The organism is Parabacteroides sp. CH2-D42-20, from assembly GCF_003670185.1.
Lineage (GTDB): Bacteria > Bacteroidota > Bacteroidia > Bacteroidales > Tannerellaceae > Parabacteroides > Parabacteroides distasonis.
In genome coordinates, this window is sequence record NZ_RAYG01000038.1 from 19247 (window position 1) to 38916 (window position 19670).

Here is a 19670-nt window from a genome sequence, read left to right on the forward strand (position 1 = left end):
GACAATAATCAATTCTCCTTTTTCAACTGTTTCGCAATGCTCTCGGCATCCATACCACATAATTGATACAGTTCCGGTATAGAACCATGCTCGATAAACGCATCCGGCACTCCGATACGCTTTACATGAGGCGTATAGCCATTGTCTGCCATAAACTCAAGGACAGCGCTACCAAAACCTCCTTTTATCACTCCATTCTCTACCGTAATAATACGGTTATATTTCTGCCCGATCTCATGCAACAGCTCCTCATCCAACGGTTTCAAGTAGATCATATCGTAGTGGGCTATCGATACCCCCGCTTCTTTCACCATCTCGATGGCTTTGATCACCTCGTTTCCGATCGGTCCGATAGAAAGTACGGCGATATCATCCCCGTCACGCAACTTTTTCCCTTTTCCTATAGGCAATACTTGCATCTCGTTACGCCAATCTTTCATCTCCCCCTTACCTCTAGGGTAACGGATTACGAACGGGCCATCAAAAGCGGCATAGCCTGTATACATCAAATTCCGTAAATCCAACTCATTCAATGGGGAAGCGATTACCAAATTCGGTATCGGACGAAGATATGCTAAATCAAACACGCCATGATGTGTAGCTCCATCCTCTCCCACTAATCCCGCACGATCCAGACAGATCACCATATGTAGTTTTTGCAAAGCTACATCATGGATAACCATATCATACGCACGCTGCATAAACGAAGAATACACGTTGCAGAAAGGTATCATTCCCTCCTTAGCTAATCCGGCAGAGAAAGTTACGGAATGTCCTTCCGCAATTCCCACATCAAACGCACGATCCGGGAAGGCTTTCATCATATAAGTCATCGAGCAGCCGGAAGGCATAGCCGGAGTTACGCCTACAATACGCTCATCTTTCTCCGCAAGCTCTACCAATGTATGACCGAACACGTCTTGATATAATTGAGGTTCATCTAATTTACGAACGATAATACGCTGGCCGGTTTCCTTATTGAACTTTCCGGGAGCATGCCATTCCGTAGCGGACTCTTCCGCAGGTTTAAAGCCTTTTCCTTTTTTCGTTTTGATATGCAACAGCTTAGGGCCTTGCATATCTTTTATATCATTCAATACCTTCACCAGATAATTTACATCATGCCCATCCACCGGACCAAAGTAACGGATGCTGAAGCCTTCAAATAAATTATGTTGCTGGGTAAGCAATGCTTTAAGGCTATTGTTAAAACGTAAGATGTTTTCCCGGCGATCGTTATTGATGAGCTTGATCTTCTTTAAGCCTCGATACACATCGTATCTCATTTTATTATAGGCTTGACTCGTCGTTATATCCACTAAATACTGGCTAAGACCACCTACGCTATGATCTATCGCCATATCGTTATCATTCAGGATAATCAACAAATTATTAGGGTTGGCAGACGCATTATTCAACCCCTCGAAGGCGAGTCCTCCGGTCATAGCGCCATCCCCGATCACGGCGATCACATGGCGATCCAGTTCCTTCTTCAAGGCCGAGGCTACCGACATACCCATCGCCGCAGAGATTGAATTTGAGGCGTGTCCGGCGATAAAAGCGTCATACTCACTTTCCGCAGGATTAGGGAAGCCGCTAATTCCTTTAAACTTACGGAGCGTATGGAAAATATCTTTCCTTCCTGTAAGTATTTTATGTCCGTAAGCTTGATGCCCGACATCCCAGACAATACGGTCATAGGGGGTATTGAATACATAATGAAGGGCGACTGTCAGCTCTACCGTACCAAGGCTTGCACCTAGGTGACCGGGATTCTCAGACAAAACATCGATAATATATTGACGCAAATCGGCACATACCTGCTCCAACTTATCCTGTGACAAATGTCTCAGGTCTTCCGGAAAATGAATGCTATCCAATAGGTGTTCAACTTTGCTTTCAGCCATGTCTGCTAATTTTTCTGGCAAAAATACAGAATAAACGGCATATATAATAGTATTGTTCTGTCATTTCTTAGACAAGGGGGAAATCCATATTGATTTTAACAGCTAAATCCTATAAAATTTCATAGTTATGTTTTTTTCAAAACATAGTTATGAGTTGTGAATTTCATAACTATGAATTTTTCAAGTTATAATATAGTCATGAAATAACACCATTTGGAAATAAAAATAGCCCAACCACACCAAATTTGATCTCTTAAAAAGCACAATAAGTCTAATATTTCCAAACTATTACCTATACACCTAATAATCAACATACAATAAAATCGTATCTATCCAAGCTCCGATTAGTATCCATAGCATTTTGAATTTCTATTAATACTAATCGCAATTTCTATGGATAGTAAAGCAGGCTACAATGGAGCCTATTTTCAAGAAATATACAATAAACAGAATGACTCCCGGCTGATTAATGATACGTTTAGCGGTAAAACATATACATAGATACGTTTTCAAGTAAAGATTCGTATTTGGTACAGTTGTCCAAATAAAAAAGAGCTGTGCTTCCCATTTTACCGAGAAGCTTAACAGCTCTTTCTTCTTACAAAACCTCTTAATTTTTTATTCCAAGGTAAAGCTACCGGTCAAGTGTCCCAACCGATGTAACAACACAACCTGATACTGGCCATTTGCTTCTCCCGCTAAAGAGAAAGAATAAGTTCCACCTGCCTCTGAAGAAACAACATCTTCATAGACTTTCACTCCTTTATCATTCATGACACATACGGTCAAGTTTGATAAAGCATCTTCAAAGCTCAAGGAAAGGATGTCTCCTTCGATTGATACTACTGGAGGACGGTTTGTGTTAACGGAACGATAATATTCATCATCCCAAGCACCTTCTGTTGGAATGATATCGCCCAACACTGGTTGAATTAAAAACAAAGCAAATAAAATTGCACAAAAAGTAAATCTACTCACATTTCTCATAACATTGTGTATTAATTGTGTAACAAACATACAACGAGATCAGCGTTAATTCAATCATCCATATTGCACAAAATATGCACAACTGCTATAAATACTCTCTAATGAACCGATCAAACTTTTCAGAAGATCCTTTTTCTTGAGGGTATACTTTCTCATAAAGACGTTTTCTTATCATTGACACATTTGTTGGGGTTGTCACAATCAACATTGCAATAGTAACAGGAGGTACATTAGCCTTGACTAAACAACAAACACGCAATTCTGTAGTTGTCAGCCTTGAAAACACACTCATCAAACGACGTGTAAATTTATCATAAGTCTCATCCAAAGCAGTAAACAGTTCATTCCAATCTTCATCCTTGGGCCTCCAATCTTCTTTTATATGAAACTTATAGTAGATATCTGACATCCGAAACTTATCTACTAATAATTGGCTTTCAGTTTTAACATATTTCAAACTTTGATTTTCAACCTCTAATTTTAGTTTTTGCAAAGTCATAAGTTCTTTTTCTTTTTCATTATAAGCGACAGATGATTCTTGTAGCAACCGCTCTAATTCCTCAATAAGTTTTTCATTTTCACTAATACGAGTCAGATCCTCTTTATGCTTTTTTTCTAAAGCGATTAACATATCTCGATGTTCTTGTAATCGTAATTTCTTTCTTTTTATTTGCACATATCCTAAAATAGATATAACAACAACCGCAACAATACAGACAATCACAAACAAATACATTGACAAATTCCTAACTTTTAATCTATTTAACAAAATATCAGCATGTAAAAGTTTAGCTTCTGCCTTATGATAGTCATAAAGATTTTCCATTCTCCTAATCGACTCTGTTTGCTTCACTAAACTTATCGAATCACGTAATACCTCATATTTCACTTGATTACTTGCATAACGTTCCCAATTCCTATTGAACAACTCTAACTGAGCCAAATGATAATAAGAAGCAGCCTGTGTTTGCAACCTAGAACTCTTTGCACTACATCTCAAATAGTAATATGCAGAATCTATTTGATTCGTTTTCTGATAAAACTTTCCCAAAACAAAATAAGAAGATTCCAATAAGGGACTTTTCAGAGGAAAACTCAATGCCATTTTAATATAATCAAAACCTCTTGGATAATCTTCAATATCTATATACAAATTGGCTAATTCCCTATATATTGAAGGTTTATTTTTCAAGTTACATTTATAAAGAGCTTTCTCATAATAGATAATGGCACTATCTATTTTATTTAATGCGGTTAAATTACGTCCAATATCCCTTAACACAAATGATTGTCCAATAGAATCATTCATTATTTCAAAGTATTCTAAAGCTTTTTGTTGATATGGAATAGCTCTTTCATAAACCTCTTGGTAGGTATATAACATTCCCATGCTATTGTTAATACGCCCTAACAAAGCATTATCATCAATCTTATCCTCCTCCTGCAATACTTTTAAATAATAATCTTGCGCATGTAGCACATCACCTAAATCTTGATTTACCCTTCCCTTATAATACCAAGCTTTTGCTTTTCTTTCCCAATCTTCCGTTTTATCAAAAAATTCAACTGCTATTGTAATCAATGAATCTGAAGTAGGCTTGACATAAGTCTTATTTTCTGCTTCTGTCAAAAGTAGGTAGTACATAGCACGATCCTTTTCTGAAAGATCATTTACATCTTGTATTGTTGATAGCAATGTTAAAACGCTATCGGGATGTTGGGACATTATCTTTTCCGCATGTTCATATAGACCTGAGTGATGGCTACATGACATTAGTCCAGTAATAAAGAACAGAAAAAAGACGTATAGATTGTTTTTCATACTCTGTAACATTTTTATTTTCCACAAATGTAAGTAAAATCTCTAATCCTAAAAGTCTTGATTTTTACTGAATTAGACACACACGAGGATTTACGGGTATTTGCATTCCTCCATCTGTTTTGAAAATCAAAACGGATCAAACACCCCGCAAATAAGAAGTAAGTTTAAACTCTTTTACCTTTTAAATACACACAGAAGCACTAGAATACGCAGGATTACTCTAGTATTAGGGCAACAAAGACAACACAAGAGAGTGAACCTTGCCATTGCTGGCAACTACCTGTTCACCCGAAGCCCAGTTCTCTCCTCCATTGAAATCCGATATTTTTCCTCCGGCCTGCAATAAAATCAAGGCACCAGCAGCTACGTCCCAAGGGCCTAAAAAGGCCTCTATGCGGGCATCAAAACGTCCTGCTGCCACATAACACAGTTCAGCGGCGGCAGATCCCATCAAACGGGTACCTCCCGCAAAACCATACAACCTATCAACCAAATGAGCGGCTACCGGACGATAAGCATCAGAGTTATAAGGGAAACCCAATGCGATAAATGCCTTATCCAATACTGATACATCCGATACATATATCTCATTCCCATCCAAGTAAGCCTTACCGCCTTTCACGGCATAGAAACACTCGTCCCTACACACCTCATAGACTACTCCTAACAATAACTCCTTCCGATTTCTTAAAGCGATACTCACGCAATAAGGTGCGATATCATGAATATAGTTTGAAGTACCGTCCAATGGATCAATTACCCAACAATATTCCTCATCGGTCAAACTTCCAGAGCCTTCCTCCGCGATAAAACCAGCCTCGGGTAGCAAAGTAGACAAAGCCTCTATGATCTGTCGTTCCGATTCTTTATCCACATAAGATACATAGTTATGAGCACTTTTTTCCTCCACTAAGTTCCGGTCAAACTTTCGGCGTTCTTCTTTTAAGAATGTCGCAGAAGCACGAGCTATTTCTCGAACCTCCTTACACAAATAGGCTAAATCTAATTCCATACCGTTCATTTTATTTTGGCAAATGTAATGATTTCCATTTATAGTAATCTCATTTTAGCGACAAATGAGACCACATAGAAACGTAAAAATAATACCTATTACGAATTTGCCCTAAAACTCTGCCTTTAAGAAATATTATATTATCTTTGTGTTATGTTCAGCTAAAAAGATTGAGCTATGAAAACAATACATTATCTTTCAATCATCATCTTATCATTCAGCAGTCAAATACTTTTGGCACAAAATGATACTTTAGTCGGTGTATTGCGTGACATCAGCGATAAAATAATCAAACGCTATCCGGTCACACTAGGCAGTCAGAATCCGATCACCGTGAAAACGAACAAACATGGCGTATTCACCATCCCGGGGGCTAACCTGAATGATACCTTGTTCGTCACTATTAAGAAAACAAGAAATGTAGTCAAAGTCCCGGTCAACGGATACAATTATATAACCATTACTTTAGAGAATAGCACATTCAACGCAAAGCGTAGTTTTGAACCGGATGAGGCCCTGAAAGAAATTATGGAAAGGGAACGAAACAAAATAGTAAGCTCAAGCGTTATGAATAAAGAAGAGATACAGAAAACCGGATGCCGTGATCTCTATTGCCTGCTACGAAGGATGAGTGGCATAACATTCGCCGATGGTTCCGTACGTATCCGTGCGAGCGTTTCCCTAAACAGTCCTAGTGACCCGCTAGTAGTGGTAGACGGTATACCGATGGACCTATCTGTTCTAAACACGATGCCCGTGGAAGATGTCTCGGAATTAAGAGTATTGAAAGACGCCGGTGAATACGGGGTAAGAGGCGCAAACGGAGCGATCGTCATAAAAACAGGCAAATAAACAAATAAGAAAAAGAGAAACGTATCAACATGAGAGTATGGATTAAACGGATAGGAGTGATATGCCTAATACCGATCGCATTGGTATTGTTACTCTCTATATTACTATATATACCTTCTTTCCAAAACTTCGCGGTACGGAAAGCGACCGAATACGCAGGAAAAGCGACTGGTATGCAAATCGGGATCGAGCAGATTAGGCTATCTTTCCCGTTAGACCTTACGGTTAAGGGTGTCGAGGTCGTAAATCCTCCCGCCGATACCTTGTTGAGTTTACAGAGCTTGACGGTACGGGTTCGTGCCCTTCCTCTTTTGCGGAAGCAAGTATTGGTAGAGGCGATCGACCTCCGGAACGTAAAGGTTAACACCGGGACTATGATTGAAGGTATGGAAATCAAAGGATTCTTGGGAAAGCTTTACCTGCACGCCGATCGTATAGACCTGTCCGAGGAGAAAGCTACATTTAATACCGTAGATTTATCCGATACCGCCATTACCCTTCTATTAAATGATTCAACCTCGAAAGAAGACACGACTTCCACACCTCTGAACTGGGTACTCAAGCTGGATAAAATTAGTTTGGACCGGGTAGCCTTCGCCCTACAAATGCCCTCGGATTCCTTACGCCTTACGGCTTTCGTAAATAAAGCCGGGCTAAATAACGGCCTCGTAGATCTTGGAGCGGAACAATATAAGGCGAGAAACTTTGACATAACGAATTCTACATTCGCTTATGACGGGAATTACGCGGCACCCGAGCAAGGACTCGATTTCTCCCATATCAGTTTAACGAACCTGAACACTTCTATCGATTCCATCTTATATCAAGGAAAAGAAATAAACGCCCACATCAAGGAATTCTTCGTGGAAGAACGTTCCGGCCTCAAGGTTTCGGCATTGGCAGGAAATGTCCGGAGTGACCATGAACAGATAGACGTACCGGACCTACTTCTCCAGACACCAAATTCCGAAGTGAGATTGACAGCGACTATCCCTTGGAGCTCCCTCGAGGATCATCCGCAAGGTAGCATGAAAGCCCTGTTAAACGCCTCGTTGGGGAAAGAGGATTTATTGATAGCGGCAGGTTCTCTTCCGGAGGATTTCAAGAAAGCCTACCCGGACAAGCCTCTCGCTATTACGGCTGGCGTAGAAGGCAACCTCTCCAGTATACGTATCACACAAGGCGATATCATGCTGCCGGGAGCGTTTCAGATGAACGTCACGGGTAGCATGGAGTCCGTGACGGATAGCATCCGGCGAACCGGTGAGATTCAGTTAAAGGCTCGATCCGGTAATCTGGACTTTTTGCTGGCGATGCTTCCCGCCTCCCAACGGGATCAATTTGCCATTCCGGCAGGAATTCAGTTGAAGGGGGAAGCTACAGTCGCAAATCAAGAATACCGCACCGAGCTTGTTCTTACTCAAGATAAAGGTAAATTAGGTCTGACCGCCCGCTATAATCCGGTAAAACTGGCTTATGAGGCTAATTTACGGATAGACAGTCTGGAACCTACTCATTTCATGCCCAAAGACTCTCTATTTTGGCTGACCGCCTCTGTTAAAGCAGAAGGCCGGGGCACAGATCCTTTCTCTGAACGTACATGGGCCAAACTGGACGGTAAGATATCGGATATACGCTACGGCGCCTCATCGGTATCAGACGTATCCATCGATGGCTCTCTGGAAAAGAACTTACTGAAAGTGAATCTGCTTAGCAAATACCCGTTGGCGAAAATGGATGTCTCCTTAAACGCGACCCTCCACAAGCACGAGGTGAAAGCGATGTTGATAGCGGATGTAGAGAACATGGATTTACAGGGTATGCACTTAATGGCAAATCCCTTCGCCACCTCTTTCCAGCTCTTCGCCGAGGCAGAAAGTAATCTGGATGAAGATAACACGATCGACGTTACGTTAGGAAACTGGGAGGTCGTCACCCCAAAACAAAGTTTCAAGCCGAAAACGCTGACCTTGCATGCCCGGACGGATATCGATACCACCCGTGTGTCTTTCCACGCCGGGGATTTAGGGATCATCCTCACGGGTAATGATTGCATACACCACATCACGGATAAGTTGACTAAGGTATCGAACGATATCACCCTCCAATTGGAACGGGACTCGACTGTCAATCTGGAGATCCTTCGCCCGCTCCTCCCCGATATGTACCTCGAGGTACGGGCAGGACAGGACAATCCGATCTACAACTATCTCCAAACCTATTACGTAGATTTCAAGAGCATCGCCATGAACGCCTATACCTCACCGGAAACGGGTATACGCATGGATGCCTCCATTTACGATCTGGCACGGGATACGATGCAGATCGATACCATCCGGGCGGAGATGCACCAAGATTCGCTCGGACTACTCTATAGCGCCCAAGTGATCAAGAATAAATACAGGCAGCAACAACCTTTCAGCGCCGGGCTGGACGGGCAAATACGTTATGGCTTCGGCGACGCCCGCCTCTATTTCAAGGACGGGAAAGGCGAGACCGGCTTGTTGCTCGGAATCCGGGCCGATAAGATACAGAACGGGGTCAAGTTCCATCTCTTCCCCGATGACCCGATCATAGCGTTCCGCCCTTTCAAGCTGAATCCGGATAATTACGTCGTGGTACGCAGCATGAAGGATATCGAGGCGAACCTACGACTCAGCGGAGATAATAACGCCGCCCTCTGGATACACTCCCAAGCGGAAAGTGACGAGATGGAGGAAGTCCACGCCGAGTTGAACCAGATCGACCTTGGGGTTATCTCCAACGCATTCAGTTATATCCCGCCGATGAAAGGTATATTGAACGCCGATTTCCAGTACGCTCCTTCCGACTCGGCCTTCATGGTCGTGGCGGATATGAACATTGATGATCTGTATTATGAGAACGAGCGGGTCGGCGAACTCATGTTCAACGCAGTCTATCTACCTTTAGAGCAGGGGAACCATCAAGTGGATATGCACCTTTTCCGGGACCGGAAAGAGGTGAGTGCCATTACCGCCTTATACCAGATGGGCGAGACCGACCATATCAGCGGTAATATCGAGTTCATGCACTTCCCCTTGGATATCGCCAACCCGTTCATCCCGGATGATATGGCGAAAATGGGCGGAGACCTCGATGGTACACTCGCTATCAGCGGACAAAGCGATAAACCCATGGCCGAGGGATATCTGATTCTCGATACCGCTTCCGTTTATGTAGGCGCCGCAGGTTCTACCTTCCGTTTCGACGATAAGAAGATAGAGATAAAGAACAACCGAATCTTGTTCAACCAATATGGTATTTACGCATACAACAAGAATCCGTTTATCATCAACGGAGAAGTGGATTTCAACGATTTATCCCGCATGACCGCCAATCTTAAACTAACGGCGAATAACTTGCAACTGCTGAACGTTAAGAAAAACGAGGAAAGCCTTGTCTACGGAAAGCTGTTCGTCAACCTGAATTCTACCGTACGCGGGCCGTTGGATGCCTTGACCATGCGAGGGGACTTGCAGTTATTGGGCGGGACGAATATCACCTACGTGCTGAAAGACTCCCCGTTGACCGTGCAAGACCGTATGTCGGACATGGTAACCTTCACCTCTTTCACGGATACCTTACGTCGGCGCATGCCTCGTAAACCCCCGTTGCCGATGGGAGGCATGGACATGTTGATGACGATCCACATCGATCCCGCCGTACAAGCGAACGTGGATTTAAGTCCCGACCAGTCCAACCATATCAATTTGGAGGGTGGCGGCGACCTTTCCTTCCAGTATACCCCGCAAGGCGATATGTTCTTGAACGGACGCTACACGCTGACGGGCGGAACCATCAAGTACTCCATCCCGGTCATCCCGCTGAAGGAGTTCAACGTACAGGAGGGTAGCTACGTGCAATGGACGGGCAACCCCATGGACCCGACCTTGAACCTTACGGCTACCGAGCGAGTCCGTACGTCCGTCACCCTAACCGGGCAATCATCGCCCCGCTTGGTGAATTTCGACGTAGGCATCGAACTGACCCAACAACTGGAGAACCTAGGGTTGCAATTTACCCTCACCGCCCCGGAAGACATGGCGATGCAAGAGGAACTAACCTCGAAAGGTCCGGAGGAACGGGCGAAGCTGGCAGTCAGCATGCTCGTGACCGGTATGTACCTCGGCGGTGGCGGTGGTGGCGGCAAAGTGAACATGAATATGAGAGACGCCTTGACCAGCTTCTTGCAAAGCGAGATCAACAACATCGCCGGAAGCGCCTTGAAGTCCGTGGATATCAGTTTCGGCATGGAGACATACGACGATAATGGCGACGCCGGAGGCGGTACCCGTACCGACTACTCCTTCCGCTTCGCCAAGCGATTCTATAATGACCGTATCCGTGTGGTTCTAGGCGGCCGTATCTCTACCGGCGAGAACATTAACAACGGGCAGGCGCAGCCGTTCATCGACAACGTATCCGTCGAATACCGGCTGGACAGCAGCGGTTCCCGCTACGTCAAGCTCTTCCACGACAAGAACTACGAGAGCCTGCTGGAAGGCGAGATCACGGAGACCGGAGCCGGTATCGTGCTCCGCAAGAAAATGATGCACCTCAGGGAGTTATTCAACTTCAAGAAAACGAAAGTGAAACCCATAAATGATGAAAAGGAATGAAAAGCATTTTAATATATTTTAGGTGGGACGACTCCCTCGGGCGGGGGAGGATGTCTCCCTCGGGCAGGGGAGAGTGTCTCCCTCGGGCAGGGGAGGATGTCTCCCTCGGGCGAGGGAGAGCGTCTAACCCGAGCGGGGGATGGCACATCGCCACCGGGAGCATCCTCCTATCCGTACTTCTTCTCTCCTCTTGCTCCACCACGAAGAACCTTCCCGAGGGAGCGGTCCTATATACCGGTATCAAGAAAATAGAGGTGAAGAACGAGGATAAGACCAAACCCGGCGAAGCCGCCTTGGAAGAGGTCGAGGCCGCCCTAGCCTATCCTCCCAACAACGCCTTGCTGGGAAGCTCCTCGATCCGGGTGCCTTTTCCTTTCGGCCTGTGGGTCTACAACGCTTTCGTGAACAAGAAAGGGAAGGTCGGCAAGTGGATCTTCAACAAACTAGCGTCGAAACCGGTGCTGATCACCACCGTGAACCCGGATGTCCGCGTCAAGGTAGCCCGGAACCTATTGAACGAATACGGTTATTTCAACGGAGAGACTTCTTTCGAGGTCATACCCGATCCCAAGAATCCCCGGAAGGCGAAGCTGGAATACAGTGTCACCATGAACGATCCGTATACGCTGGACAGCATCCAATACGTCCATATCCGTCACCGTGCCGACTCATTGATCGATGCCACGATCGGCGATCGTATCCTCCACAAAGGAGAGAATTTCAATGTCGTCCAATTGCAAGCCGAGCGGGAACGCATCTCGTCCTTGCTCCGTAACAACGGATATTACTATTTCCGTCCCGATTTCATCACCTATCAAGCGGATACCTTGTTGAACCCCGGGAAAGTGGCCTTACGGGTGGCCCCGAAGGAAAGCCTGCCCCCCTCGGCCCTCCGCCCTTGGAAACTCGGGAATATATCCGTCTGGCTAAACGGCTATCAGAATGAGACTCCCACGGACTCGATCCGCTATAAGGACCTTACGATCCATTATGAGGGTAAGCTAAGGGTTCGCCCCTCGGTCATTTACAACCGTTTATATTTCAAGCCGGGGGAACTTTATAACCAGCGGGCGCAGGAACGGACGCAAACGGCCCTGTCCCGCTTGGGTATCTTCCGTTATGCCGAGTTGCAATATTCCCCCCGTGATACCATGCGCCGTCAAGATACGCTGGATCTGCGGATCAATACGGTCTACGATCTTCCATTGGACGGCGAGCTCGAGTTGAACGTTACCGCCAAGAGCAACGACCAAGTGGGTCCGGGCGCCATTTTCAGCGTGACCAAACGGAATGTCTTCGGAGGGGGCGAGACCTTCGGCGTGAAACTCCGCGGCTCTTACGAATGGCAGACCGGCAACAAGCTGGATGGTAGCAACTCCAAGATCAACAGTTATGAGTTAGGCTTGACTACCACGCTGACTTTCCCACGGGTATTGTTCCCTACATTCAGCAAACGGGACATGAATTTCCCGGCCAGTACCACCTTCCGCCTCTATGCGGACCAGATGAACCGGGCCCGTTTCTTCAAGTTGCTGGCATTCGGTGGTGACGCCTCGTATGAGTTCCAGCCTACCGCCACGTCTCATCATTCCATCACCCCTTTCAAGCTGACGTTCAACTTGCTCCAGCATACCACGCACGAGTTCGACAGCATTACCAACGTGAATAAGGCCCTAAAAAAGAGTTTGCAAAATCAATTCATCCCGGCCATGAACTATACCTATACCTATGATGATTCCCCGATTACCAGTCGCCGGAACCATCTTTGGTGGCAGGCATCCGTTACCCAAGCGGGTCTTGTCTTGGATGGGATTTATGCGTTAGCCGGGAAGAAATTCAATAAAGAGGATAAGGAATTACTCGGCAACCCCTTCGCCCAATTCATCAAGGGAACCGCCGAGATACGTTATAATTACGCCCTCGGGCATAAGCAATATCTCGTAGGCCGATTAATGGCCGGCGCTATTTATAGCTACGGCAACGCCCGTACCTCCCCTTATAACGAGCAATTCTACATCGGCGGAGCGAATAGCATCCGTGCTTTTACGATCCGCAGCATCGGTCCCGGACGCTACTACCAGAACAGCGACAACAATAAATACGCTTACATCGACCGTACGGGTGATCTTAAATTCGAGGCCAACCTCGAATACCGCTTCCCGATCCTTGGCGACCTGCATGGGGCTACCTTCCTCGACAGCGGCAACATCTGGTTGATCCGAAACGATCCGGATCGTCCCGGCGGACAACTGAAATGGGGTAGCTTCCTGAAGGATCTAGCCTTGGGAACCGGCTTCGGCCTGCGTTACGACCTCACCTTTATCGTCATCCGTTTCGACGTGGGTATCGGTCTGCATCTCCCTTACGATACCGGAAAGAAAGGCTATTACAATATCCCAAAATTCAAGGACGGCATGGGCTACCATTTCGCCATCGGATATCCCTTCTAGCTGTTCCATTCCTAGGATTCTGTGGTCTTATCCAAGGTATTTCATTTCCAATAGCTCAACCCTAATTGGAAATGAGATACTTTTGCGCTCTCATTTTAATAACAAACAGATTAATTAACGAACAGAATCATGAAGAAGATTTTTTACTTAATGTTGGTAGCCCTTACTATGGGTATGTTCACCGCTTGCGACGACGATGATGAGAATACCCCTCAAATCAACAACCCGGAACCCAAGGAACAATGGGGCAAGACGCTCCGGGGCGACAATCAAACCCTACTGGCCTTTCCTGATATCTATGCCGATTATTGGGAATACACCTATTCTTACAAAGATAATCCAAACATCGGCCTTCGTCTGACTGGAAAGTTCCCGAAGTCACGCTTCTTCAATTTCACGGTTTATAACGACGAGACCCAAATAGACGTATCCAGCATTGAAGACGTAAATATCCAACCCGATGACAGCTCCATCAACCCCTATGTAAAGGAAACAGACGACTACGGAGCAAATGGCTATACGATTTACATCATTCCCGCTAACACCCCCGCCAGCGCACGTGCCTCGATGAAGAACATATGCGAGTTTCCGGAAGATGTCAATATGGTCTCCATTTTCATGCGTCTTTACTTGGCGAAACAATATAGCGGCGATGAGTATGGCGGCGTGGACATGCCTGCTATCCAAGCTTTCGATGTGACTACAGGTGAGGAAGTGGATTTCCCGAAGCGTGAGGTCTGCAACATCCACGAATCGTTGAACTTGCCGCCGATGGATTTCTCCGCCGACCTGCCGCAACTCCCGTTCATGCGTGCCCCGCTGAGCCTAATGTACCCGAACAGCCCGGCAGAATACCTATTCGCCCGCATCAAACTGAACGAAGGGGAGGTAGCAACTTTCCGTTTCATCCCTCCTACGGCTCCTAAAAGCGTAAGCGAATACGCCACCGCCGATGTACGATACTGGTCCATATGCCTTGGGTCAGCCGAGACCTACTCGTATGCCTCTATTTACGACAAAGAAATGCCTAAAGTGGACAAGGAAGGTTTCGTAACCTTTATCATAGCGGACGCCAACTCCGCCAAACTGCCCGATCTCCAAGCGAAGGCGGAAGCCAACGACGGTACATATATACTGACTTGGAACCGTAAGGAGCAAGGAGATGGAATCCTTGCCTTATACCGCAACATGGTGATCAACGAGAATTATCCACATTCCATGCGCAAGCTGATGGAGTCCGTTCCTCTAGCGGCCGCCGGCGGCGATATGAGCGGTTTCAACCCGATGAAGATGATCGCCATGCTCGCTATGGGCAACTGGGGACCGCAAGGCTATAAATTCAGCGAGGACGATTTCTTGAGCGATAGCTTCAATTACGCCAATATCCGAAGAATGAAATAAACCAATAGACATATCGTATTTTCAAGTCCCCTCGTATCCGGTCTGAACCGGGACAAGGGGACTTCCTTTTCACACTCTTATCATAAACCATGGAATTTAGATTCCTTATAGACGGGCGGTAATATAATCAATGATCTGCAGACAAAGGTTTGTGGTCTGCTCGTTCACGTCCAGTTCCGGATTCAGCTCTACCAAATCCATCGACTTAACCAGATTCGTAGACAACATATGATCCACGAAGTTATTAAACTCATCCGGCATCAGTCCCTCACACACACGGGTTCCCGTGCCCGGAGCGAAACGGGGGTCTATGCTATCCACGTCTATGCTGAAATGCACGTTGCGGATCTTCCGTTCCTTCAATTTCCGCTTGATATCCTCAGCTACGAAGCCGATGCCTTTCAGATGGATCGTCTCCATCGTATAGACACTCAGCTTCTCCCGCTCGATCAAATCCCACTCGCCCTCATCCAGACTGCGGGTCCCGACCAAGAATACGTTCTGCGGATTCACCTTATTCCCGGGAGCGTAGATATTCACCAGTTCCTCGCTTCCCATCCCCATCAACGCACTCAAAGGCATCCCGTGGATATTACCACTGGGAGAAGTCTCGCTGGTATTGATATCCCCATGAGCGTCCAGCCAGATAATACCGAAATCATCATAACATTTACCCACGCCCGAGGCGCTACCTAAACCCAGCGAATGATCCCCGCCAATCACCAAGGGGAACGCTCCTCCACGCAATGTATCATAAACCAACTCCGCCAGATTCGTATTTACCTCCACGATCGCATCCAGATATTTCATGCTGTTACCCCGTACGAACTTATCCGCCTCGCTAACAGGGGGTACATACAAATTACCCAAGTCAAAGGCTTTATGCCCGTTCTTCCGGATCACCCCCATCAATCCCCGTTCCCGAAGGTGGTTCGGGGCACGCTCTACGCCAGCCCGGTCACATCCCAGATTCAAGGGAACACCTATTACATTTATCTTCATACACTAGAATTTAGCGAACGTATCTCGTATAATGCCAATCGCTTCCATCATTTGCTCCTCCGTAATCACCAAAGGAGGCGTGAAGCGGATGATATGATCGTGGGTAGGCTTGGCTATCAAACCGTTTTCCTTCAACGCCAAACAGATGTCCCATGCCGTCTTCCCATCTTTAGGTTCCGTCACGACAGCGTTCAGCAAGCCCTTACCCCGTACTTTCTTTATCATAGGATTATTAATCCGCTCCATCTCACCACGGAACAGCTCACCCATCTTAAACGCATTCTCCGACAAATGCTCGTCACGTACCACCTCCAAGGCTGCGATAGCGACTTTCGCCGCCAACGGATTTCCACCATACGTAGAACCGTGCTCTCCCGGAGCGATCGTAAGCATGATCTCATCGTCCGCCAATACCGCCGAGACCGGACTGACCCCACCGGACAACGCCTTTCCCAAGATCAAGATGTCCGGACGAATCCCCTCGTAATCGCAAGCCAATAACTTACCGGTACGGCCGATACCCGTCTGTATCTCGTCCGCGATAAACAACACATTCTTTTGATGACAAAGATCATAGCAAGCCCGCAGATAACCATCGTCGGGCACCACTACCCCAGCCTCACCTTGGATCGGTTCCACCAAGAAGCCTACTACATCAGGATCTTTCAGGGCCTCGGCCAACGCATCCACATTATTATAGGGTATCTTTATAAACCCGGGTGTATAAGGGCCGAAATCGGCGTATGAGCTAGGGTCCGTACTCATGGAAATAATCGTAATCGTACGTCCATGGAAATTCTCGCTACAAACCACGATCTTCGCACGTTCCGGGGCAACCCCTTTCCGACGATATCCCCACCGACGGCAAAGCTTCAAGGCCGTCTCTACCGCCTCGGCTCCCGTATTCATCGGCAGAAGTTTGTCATAGCCGAAGAATTTGCAAGTAAATTCCATGTATTCACCAAGTATATCAGCATGAAAGGCACGAGACACGAGCGTAAGCCTCTCCGCTTGCTCCATCAGGGCCTTTACGATCTTAGGATGGCAATGTCCTTGGCTTAACGCCGAATATCCGGACAAGAAATCAAAATAACGTTTTCCTTCCACGTCCCACACGAACACGCCTTCGCCTCTTCTGAGAACGACCGGCAGGGGATGATAGTTGTGGGCACCATACTTCTCCTCACGGGTGATGTAATCTTCCGGTTTCATACTGCTACTGATTTAAATGATTAGCATACTGTAAGCGTTTCTTACCGTATATGCCAAAGATACGAAATAGGGGATTACAATATGTCACCGAAAGCGTATGTTAAGAAACATACATTCATGCAGGTATTTATGAACGTAGATACGTCGGTTAACCAAAAAGGTGTTGTAAAAGGCTTCTTCCGCTCTTTTACAACACCTCTCTATCAAAATCAATTGGAACTTATAAAGTTGTCAAATAGTTCTTCAACGGATTGGAGTACATCTCCAATAGTTTCTTACGTAAGAACGCCTCATCCTTATTCGGAAGGACGATCTTGTCCAACTGTCCTTGTATATACTCCTCGAACTGCTTCTTATCCTTCGGTCCGTAATGCTCGTGGAAACGGCGAGTACCGTTCAGCCAATCATAAGCTACGTAATTACAAGGATAGAAACGATAGTTCTTATAGATCTCCCGGTCGATAACGGATGCGATAGCGCTTACCAGCTCATTCTTCTCCATATCCTTGTCCAGTTTAGCCAAGGAATCATTGATCGGGGAAGTAATCGTAAAGTGGACACGACCCTTATTGTTCAAGATACCCGTTTCCATGCTCAATAGATCATCCCGCTGGCATTTCACGAAATCCGGATCATCCCGCTTCATCTGAAATTCTTTCGCCTTCAAGAAATCGCAAGGATCAAACTCGTAGGAGATAGCGACCGGCACGATATTCAAATCCATCAAATTCAACAACAGATTATCCTTATCACCGCCGATACTCAACATTTTTAATACGCTGCCCTGCGTACGATCGTCCGAATCCTTAGCACGTCCCTCACGCTGGGCGATCCATACAGACTCGTTCACATTCTTGATCGCATGATGGATATAGGCGGAAAGCGTCTTGCTGACCTCCAACATCTGACGAACAGAAACGCCACGCTTCACAATAAAACTATTGTTCAAGCGTACCAATGTCTCGATCCACGGACGGATTAAAAGATTGTCGCCGATAGCGACCTGCGTCATACCATACCCCACATCATATAACATGACATTCAAGAAGGAGGCATCCAATACGATATCCCTATGGTTCGAGATAAACGTACAGGCCGCCTTATCTTTCGGCAGACGGCTACGCCCTGAGATAGTAAGCGAGAAAGTAGTATTTTTCGCCACCGTCATTACAGCATCATAGGCCAGAGTAGATTTAAACTCCTCCTTCGTCTTGCAAGCACGCATGGCAACTGAGAATTCCTCCCAATTCAAATTCGGCTTTATGTAACGTAAAGCCCGCTCGAAATCCTCATTGGCGACCAATTTTTCAATCGCGTCCTTCACCTCACTGTTGTTCAGCGGACGGATGTCGTCGAAATTAGGGGAAACTGTTTCTGTATCCATATCTATTCATTTTGTTTTTCTGTTTTTGAGTTCGTCTTCAATAATGTCTGTCATGACATCCTTTATATCCAATCCCGCCGCACGTACTTGCTGTGGGATAAAGCTGGTAGCCGTCATTCCCGGTGTCGTGTTTATTTCCAGTAAGACAGGCTCCCCGTCTGCCGGAATAATATAATCCACACGAATCAGTCCTTTGGCGCCCAATATATCGTAGATCCTTGATGTCTTGCGCTGTATCAACTCCGTCAACTCGGCGGAGATACGGGCCGGAGTGATCTCGTCCACCTGTCCGTTATACTTTGCGTCGAAATCGAAGAATTCGTTATCCGTAACCACCTCGGTCAAAGGAAAGACAACCTCTTTACCCTCCACCTTATAGCAACCGCATGTTACTTCCGTTCCATCGATAAAGCGCTCGAGAATCACCTCACGTCCTTCCCCAAACGCCTTAGCGATAGCGGGTTGGATAGCGGAGAGCTCTTTCACCTTCGTCACGCCGAAACTACTACCCCCATCGTTTGGTTTCACGAAAATAGGCAAACCCAAACGAGTCACGACTTCTTCGTCCGTAATAGTCTCTCCCTTGAATAAATGAATGGATGCGGCAATTTTTACACCAAAGTCTTTCAAGTAATGATTGCATACGTATTTATTGAATGTCAAAGCGCTCACCAGCATCCCGCAAGACGAGTAAGGCATACCGATCATATCGAAATATCCTTGTAAACGTCCGTCCTCGCCCGGAGTACCGTGTATCGTTATATAAGCGAAGTCAAAATGCCTCGTCACGCCATTCTCCTTGAAGCTAAAATCATTCTTATCAATTGGTGTATGTTCCCCGCTAGGAAGTATAACCGCCCACTCATCCCTCTTAACGATGGCAATATATAAATTATATTTGTCTTTATCAATAAAAGAGTAGATTCCGTCCGCACTTTTTAATGAAATAACGATCTCGGAGGAATCTCCCCCTGCTACGATAGCGATGTTCTTTTTCATTT

At 46.0% G+C, this 19670-nt stretch carries 12 protein-coding genes; 4 read left to right on the forward strand and 8 right to left on the reverse strand.

The features are described 5' to 3' along the window. Positions 1-8: 8 nt before the first annotated feature. The 4 genes from dxs to D7V92_RS19345 all read right to left on the reverse strand — a co-directional run bounded on the left by dxs (position 9) and on the right by D7V92_RS19345 (position 5728). Positions 9-1907: a 1-deoxy-D-xylulose-5-phosphate synthase gene (gene dxs / locus D7V92_RS19330; RefSeq protein ID WP_036615350.1), complete on the reverse strand. Its 1899-nt coding sequence runs from the start codon at positions 1905-1907 to the stop codon at positions 9-11. 618 nt (positions 1908-2525) lie between these two features. Beyond that, positions 2526-2894: a DUF3244 domain-containing protein gene (locus D7V92_RS19335; RefSeq protein WP_057328023.1), complete on the reverse strand. Its 369-nt coding sequence runs from the start codon at positions 2892-2894 to the stop codon at positions 2526-2528. A gap of 85 nt (positions 2895-2979) precedes the next feature. Beyond that, positions 2980-4716, reverse strand: a complete 1737-nt coding sequence (locus D7V92_RS19340; RefSeq protein ID WP_121773567.1) for a tetratricopeptide repeat protein — start codon at positions 4714-4716, stop codon at positions 2980-2982. A 226-nt stretch (positions 4717-4942) separates the two neighbouring features. Beyond that, positions 4943-5728 (reverse strand): inositol monophosphatase family protein, encoded by a 786-nt coding sequence (locus D7V92_RS19345; protein ID WP_121773568.1) that lies wholly within the window; start codon positions 5726-5728, stop codon positions 4943-4945. Positions 5729-5905: 177 nt separating this feature from the next. On the opposite strand from D7V92_RS19345, the gene D7V92_RS19350 reads away from it, so the two are divergent. From D7V92_RS19350 to D7V92_RS19365, 4 genes are all read left to right on the forward strand, one after another. Further along, positions 5906-6580, forward strand: a complete 675-nt coding sequence (locus tag D7V92_RS19350; RefSeq protein ID WP_036630911.1) for a TonB-dependent receptor — start codon at positions 5906-5908, stop codon at positions 6578-6580. Between the two features lie 29 nt (positions 6581-6609). Further along, positions 6610-11220 (forward strand): translocation/assembly module TamB domain-containing protein, encoded by a 4611-nt coding sequence (locus D7V92_RS19355; RefSeq protein WP_121773561.1) that lies wholly within the window; start codon positions 6610-6612, stop codon positions 11218-11220. Then, a complete protein-coding gene (locus D7V92_RS19360) occupies positions 11217-13670 on the forward strand; it encodes a BamA/TamA family outer membrane protein (protein ID WP_121773562.1) in 2454 nt (817 codons plus the stop codon). The genes D7V92_RS19355 and D7V92_RS19360 overlap by 4 nt, the downstream gene beginning before the upstream one ends. A gap of 129 nt (positions 13671-13799) precedes the next feature. Beyond that, positions 13800-15071, forward strand: a complete 1272-nt coding sequence (locus D7V92_RS19365; RefSeq protein ID WP_044544947.1) for a hypothetical protein — start codon at positions 13800-13802, stop codon at positions 15069-15071. Between the two features lie 105 nt (positions 15072-15176). Here D7V92_RS19365 and rocF read toward each other — a convergent pair whose 3' ends face one another. From rocF to D7V92_RS19385, 4 genes are all read right to left on the reverse strand, one after another. After that, on the reverse strand, positions 15177-16073 hold the full coding sequence (gene rocF, locus D7V92_RS19370; RefSeq protein WP_005861034.1) for an arginase: 897 nt from the start codon (positions 16071-16073) through the stop codon (positions 15177-15179). A 3-nt stretch (positions 16074-16076) separates the two neighbouring features. Next, the gene (gene rocD, locus D7V92_RS19375; protein WP_121773563.1) at positions 16077-17285 is read right to left on the reverse strand and encodes an ornithine--oxo-acid transaminase; all 1209 of its coding nucleotides are present in this window, start codon (positions 17283-17285) and stop codon (positions 16077-16079) included. A 220-nt stretch (positions 17286-17505) separates the two neighbouring features. Then, positions 17506-18669 carry a 1-acyl-sn-glycerol-3-phosphate acyltransferase gene (locus D7V92_RS19380; protein ID WP_121773564.1) on the reverse strand — a complete coding sequence of 388 codons (1164 nt, stop codon included), beginning with the start codon at positions 18667-18669 and terminating at the stop codon, positions 17506-17508. Positions 18670-18675: 6 nt separating this feature from the next. Further along, positions 18676-19668 carry a D-alanine--D-alanine ligase gene (locus tag D7V92_RS19385; RefSeq protein ID WP_121773565.1) on the reverse strand — a complete coding sequence of 331 codons (993 nt, stop codon included), beginning with the start codon at positions 19666-19668 and terminating at the stop codon, positions 18676-18678. Positions 19669-19670: the final 2 nt, after the last annotated feature.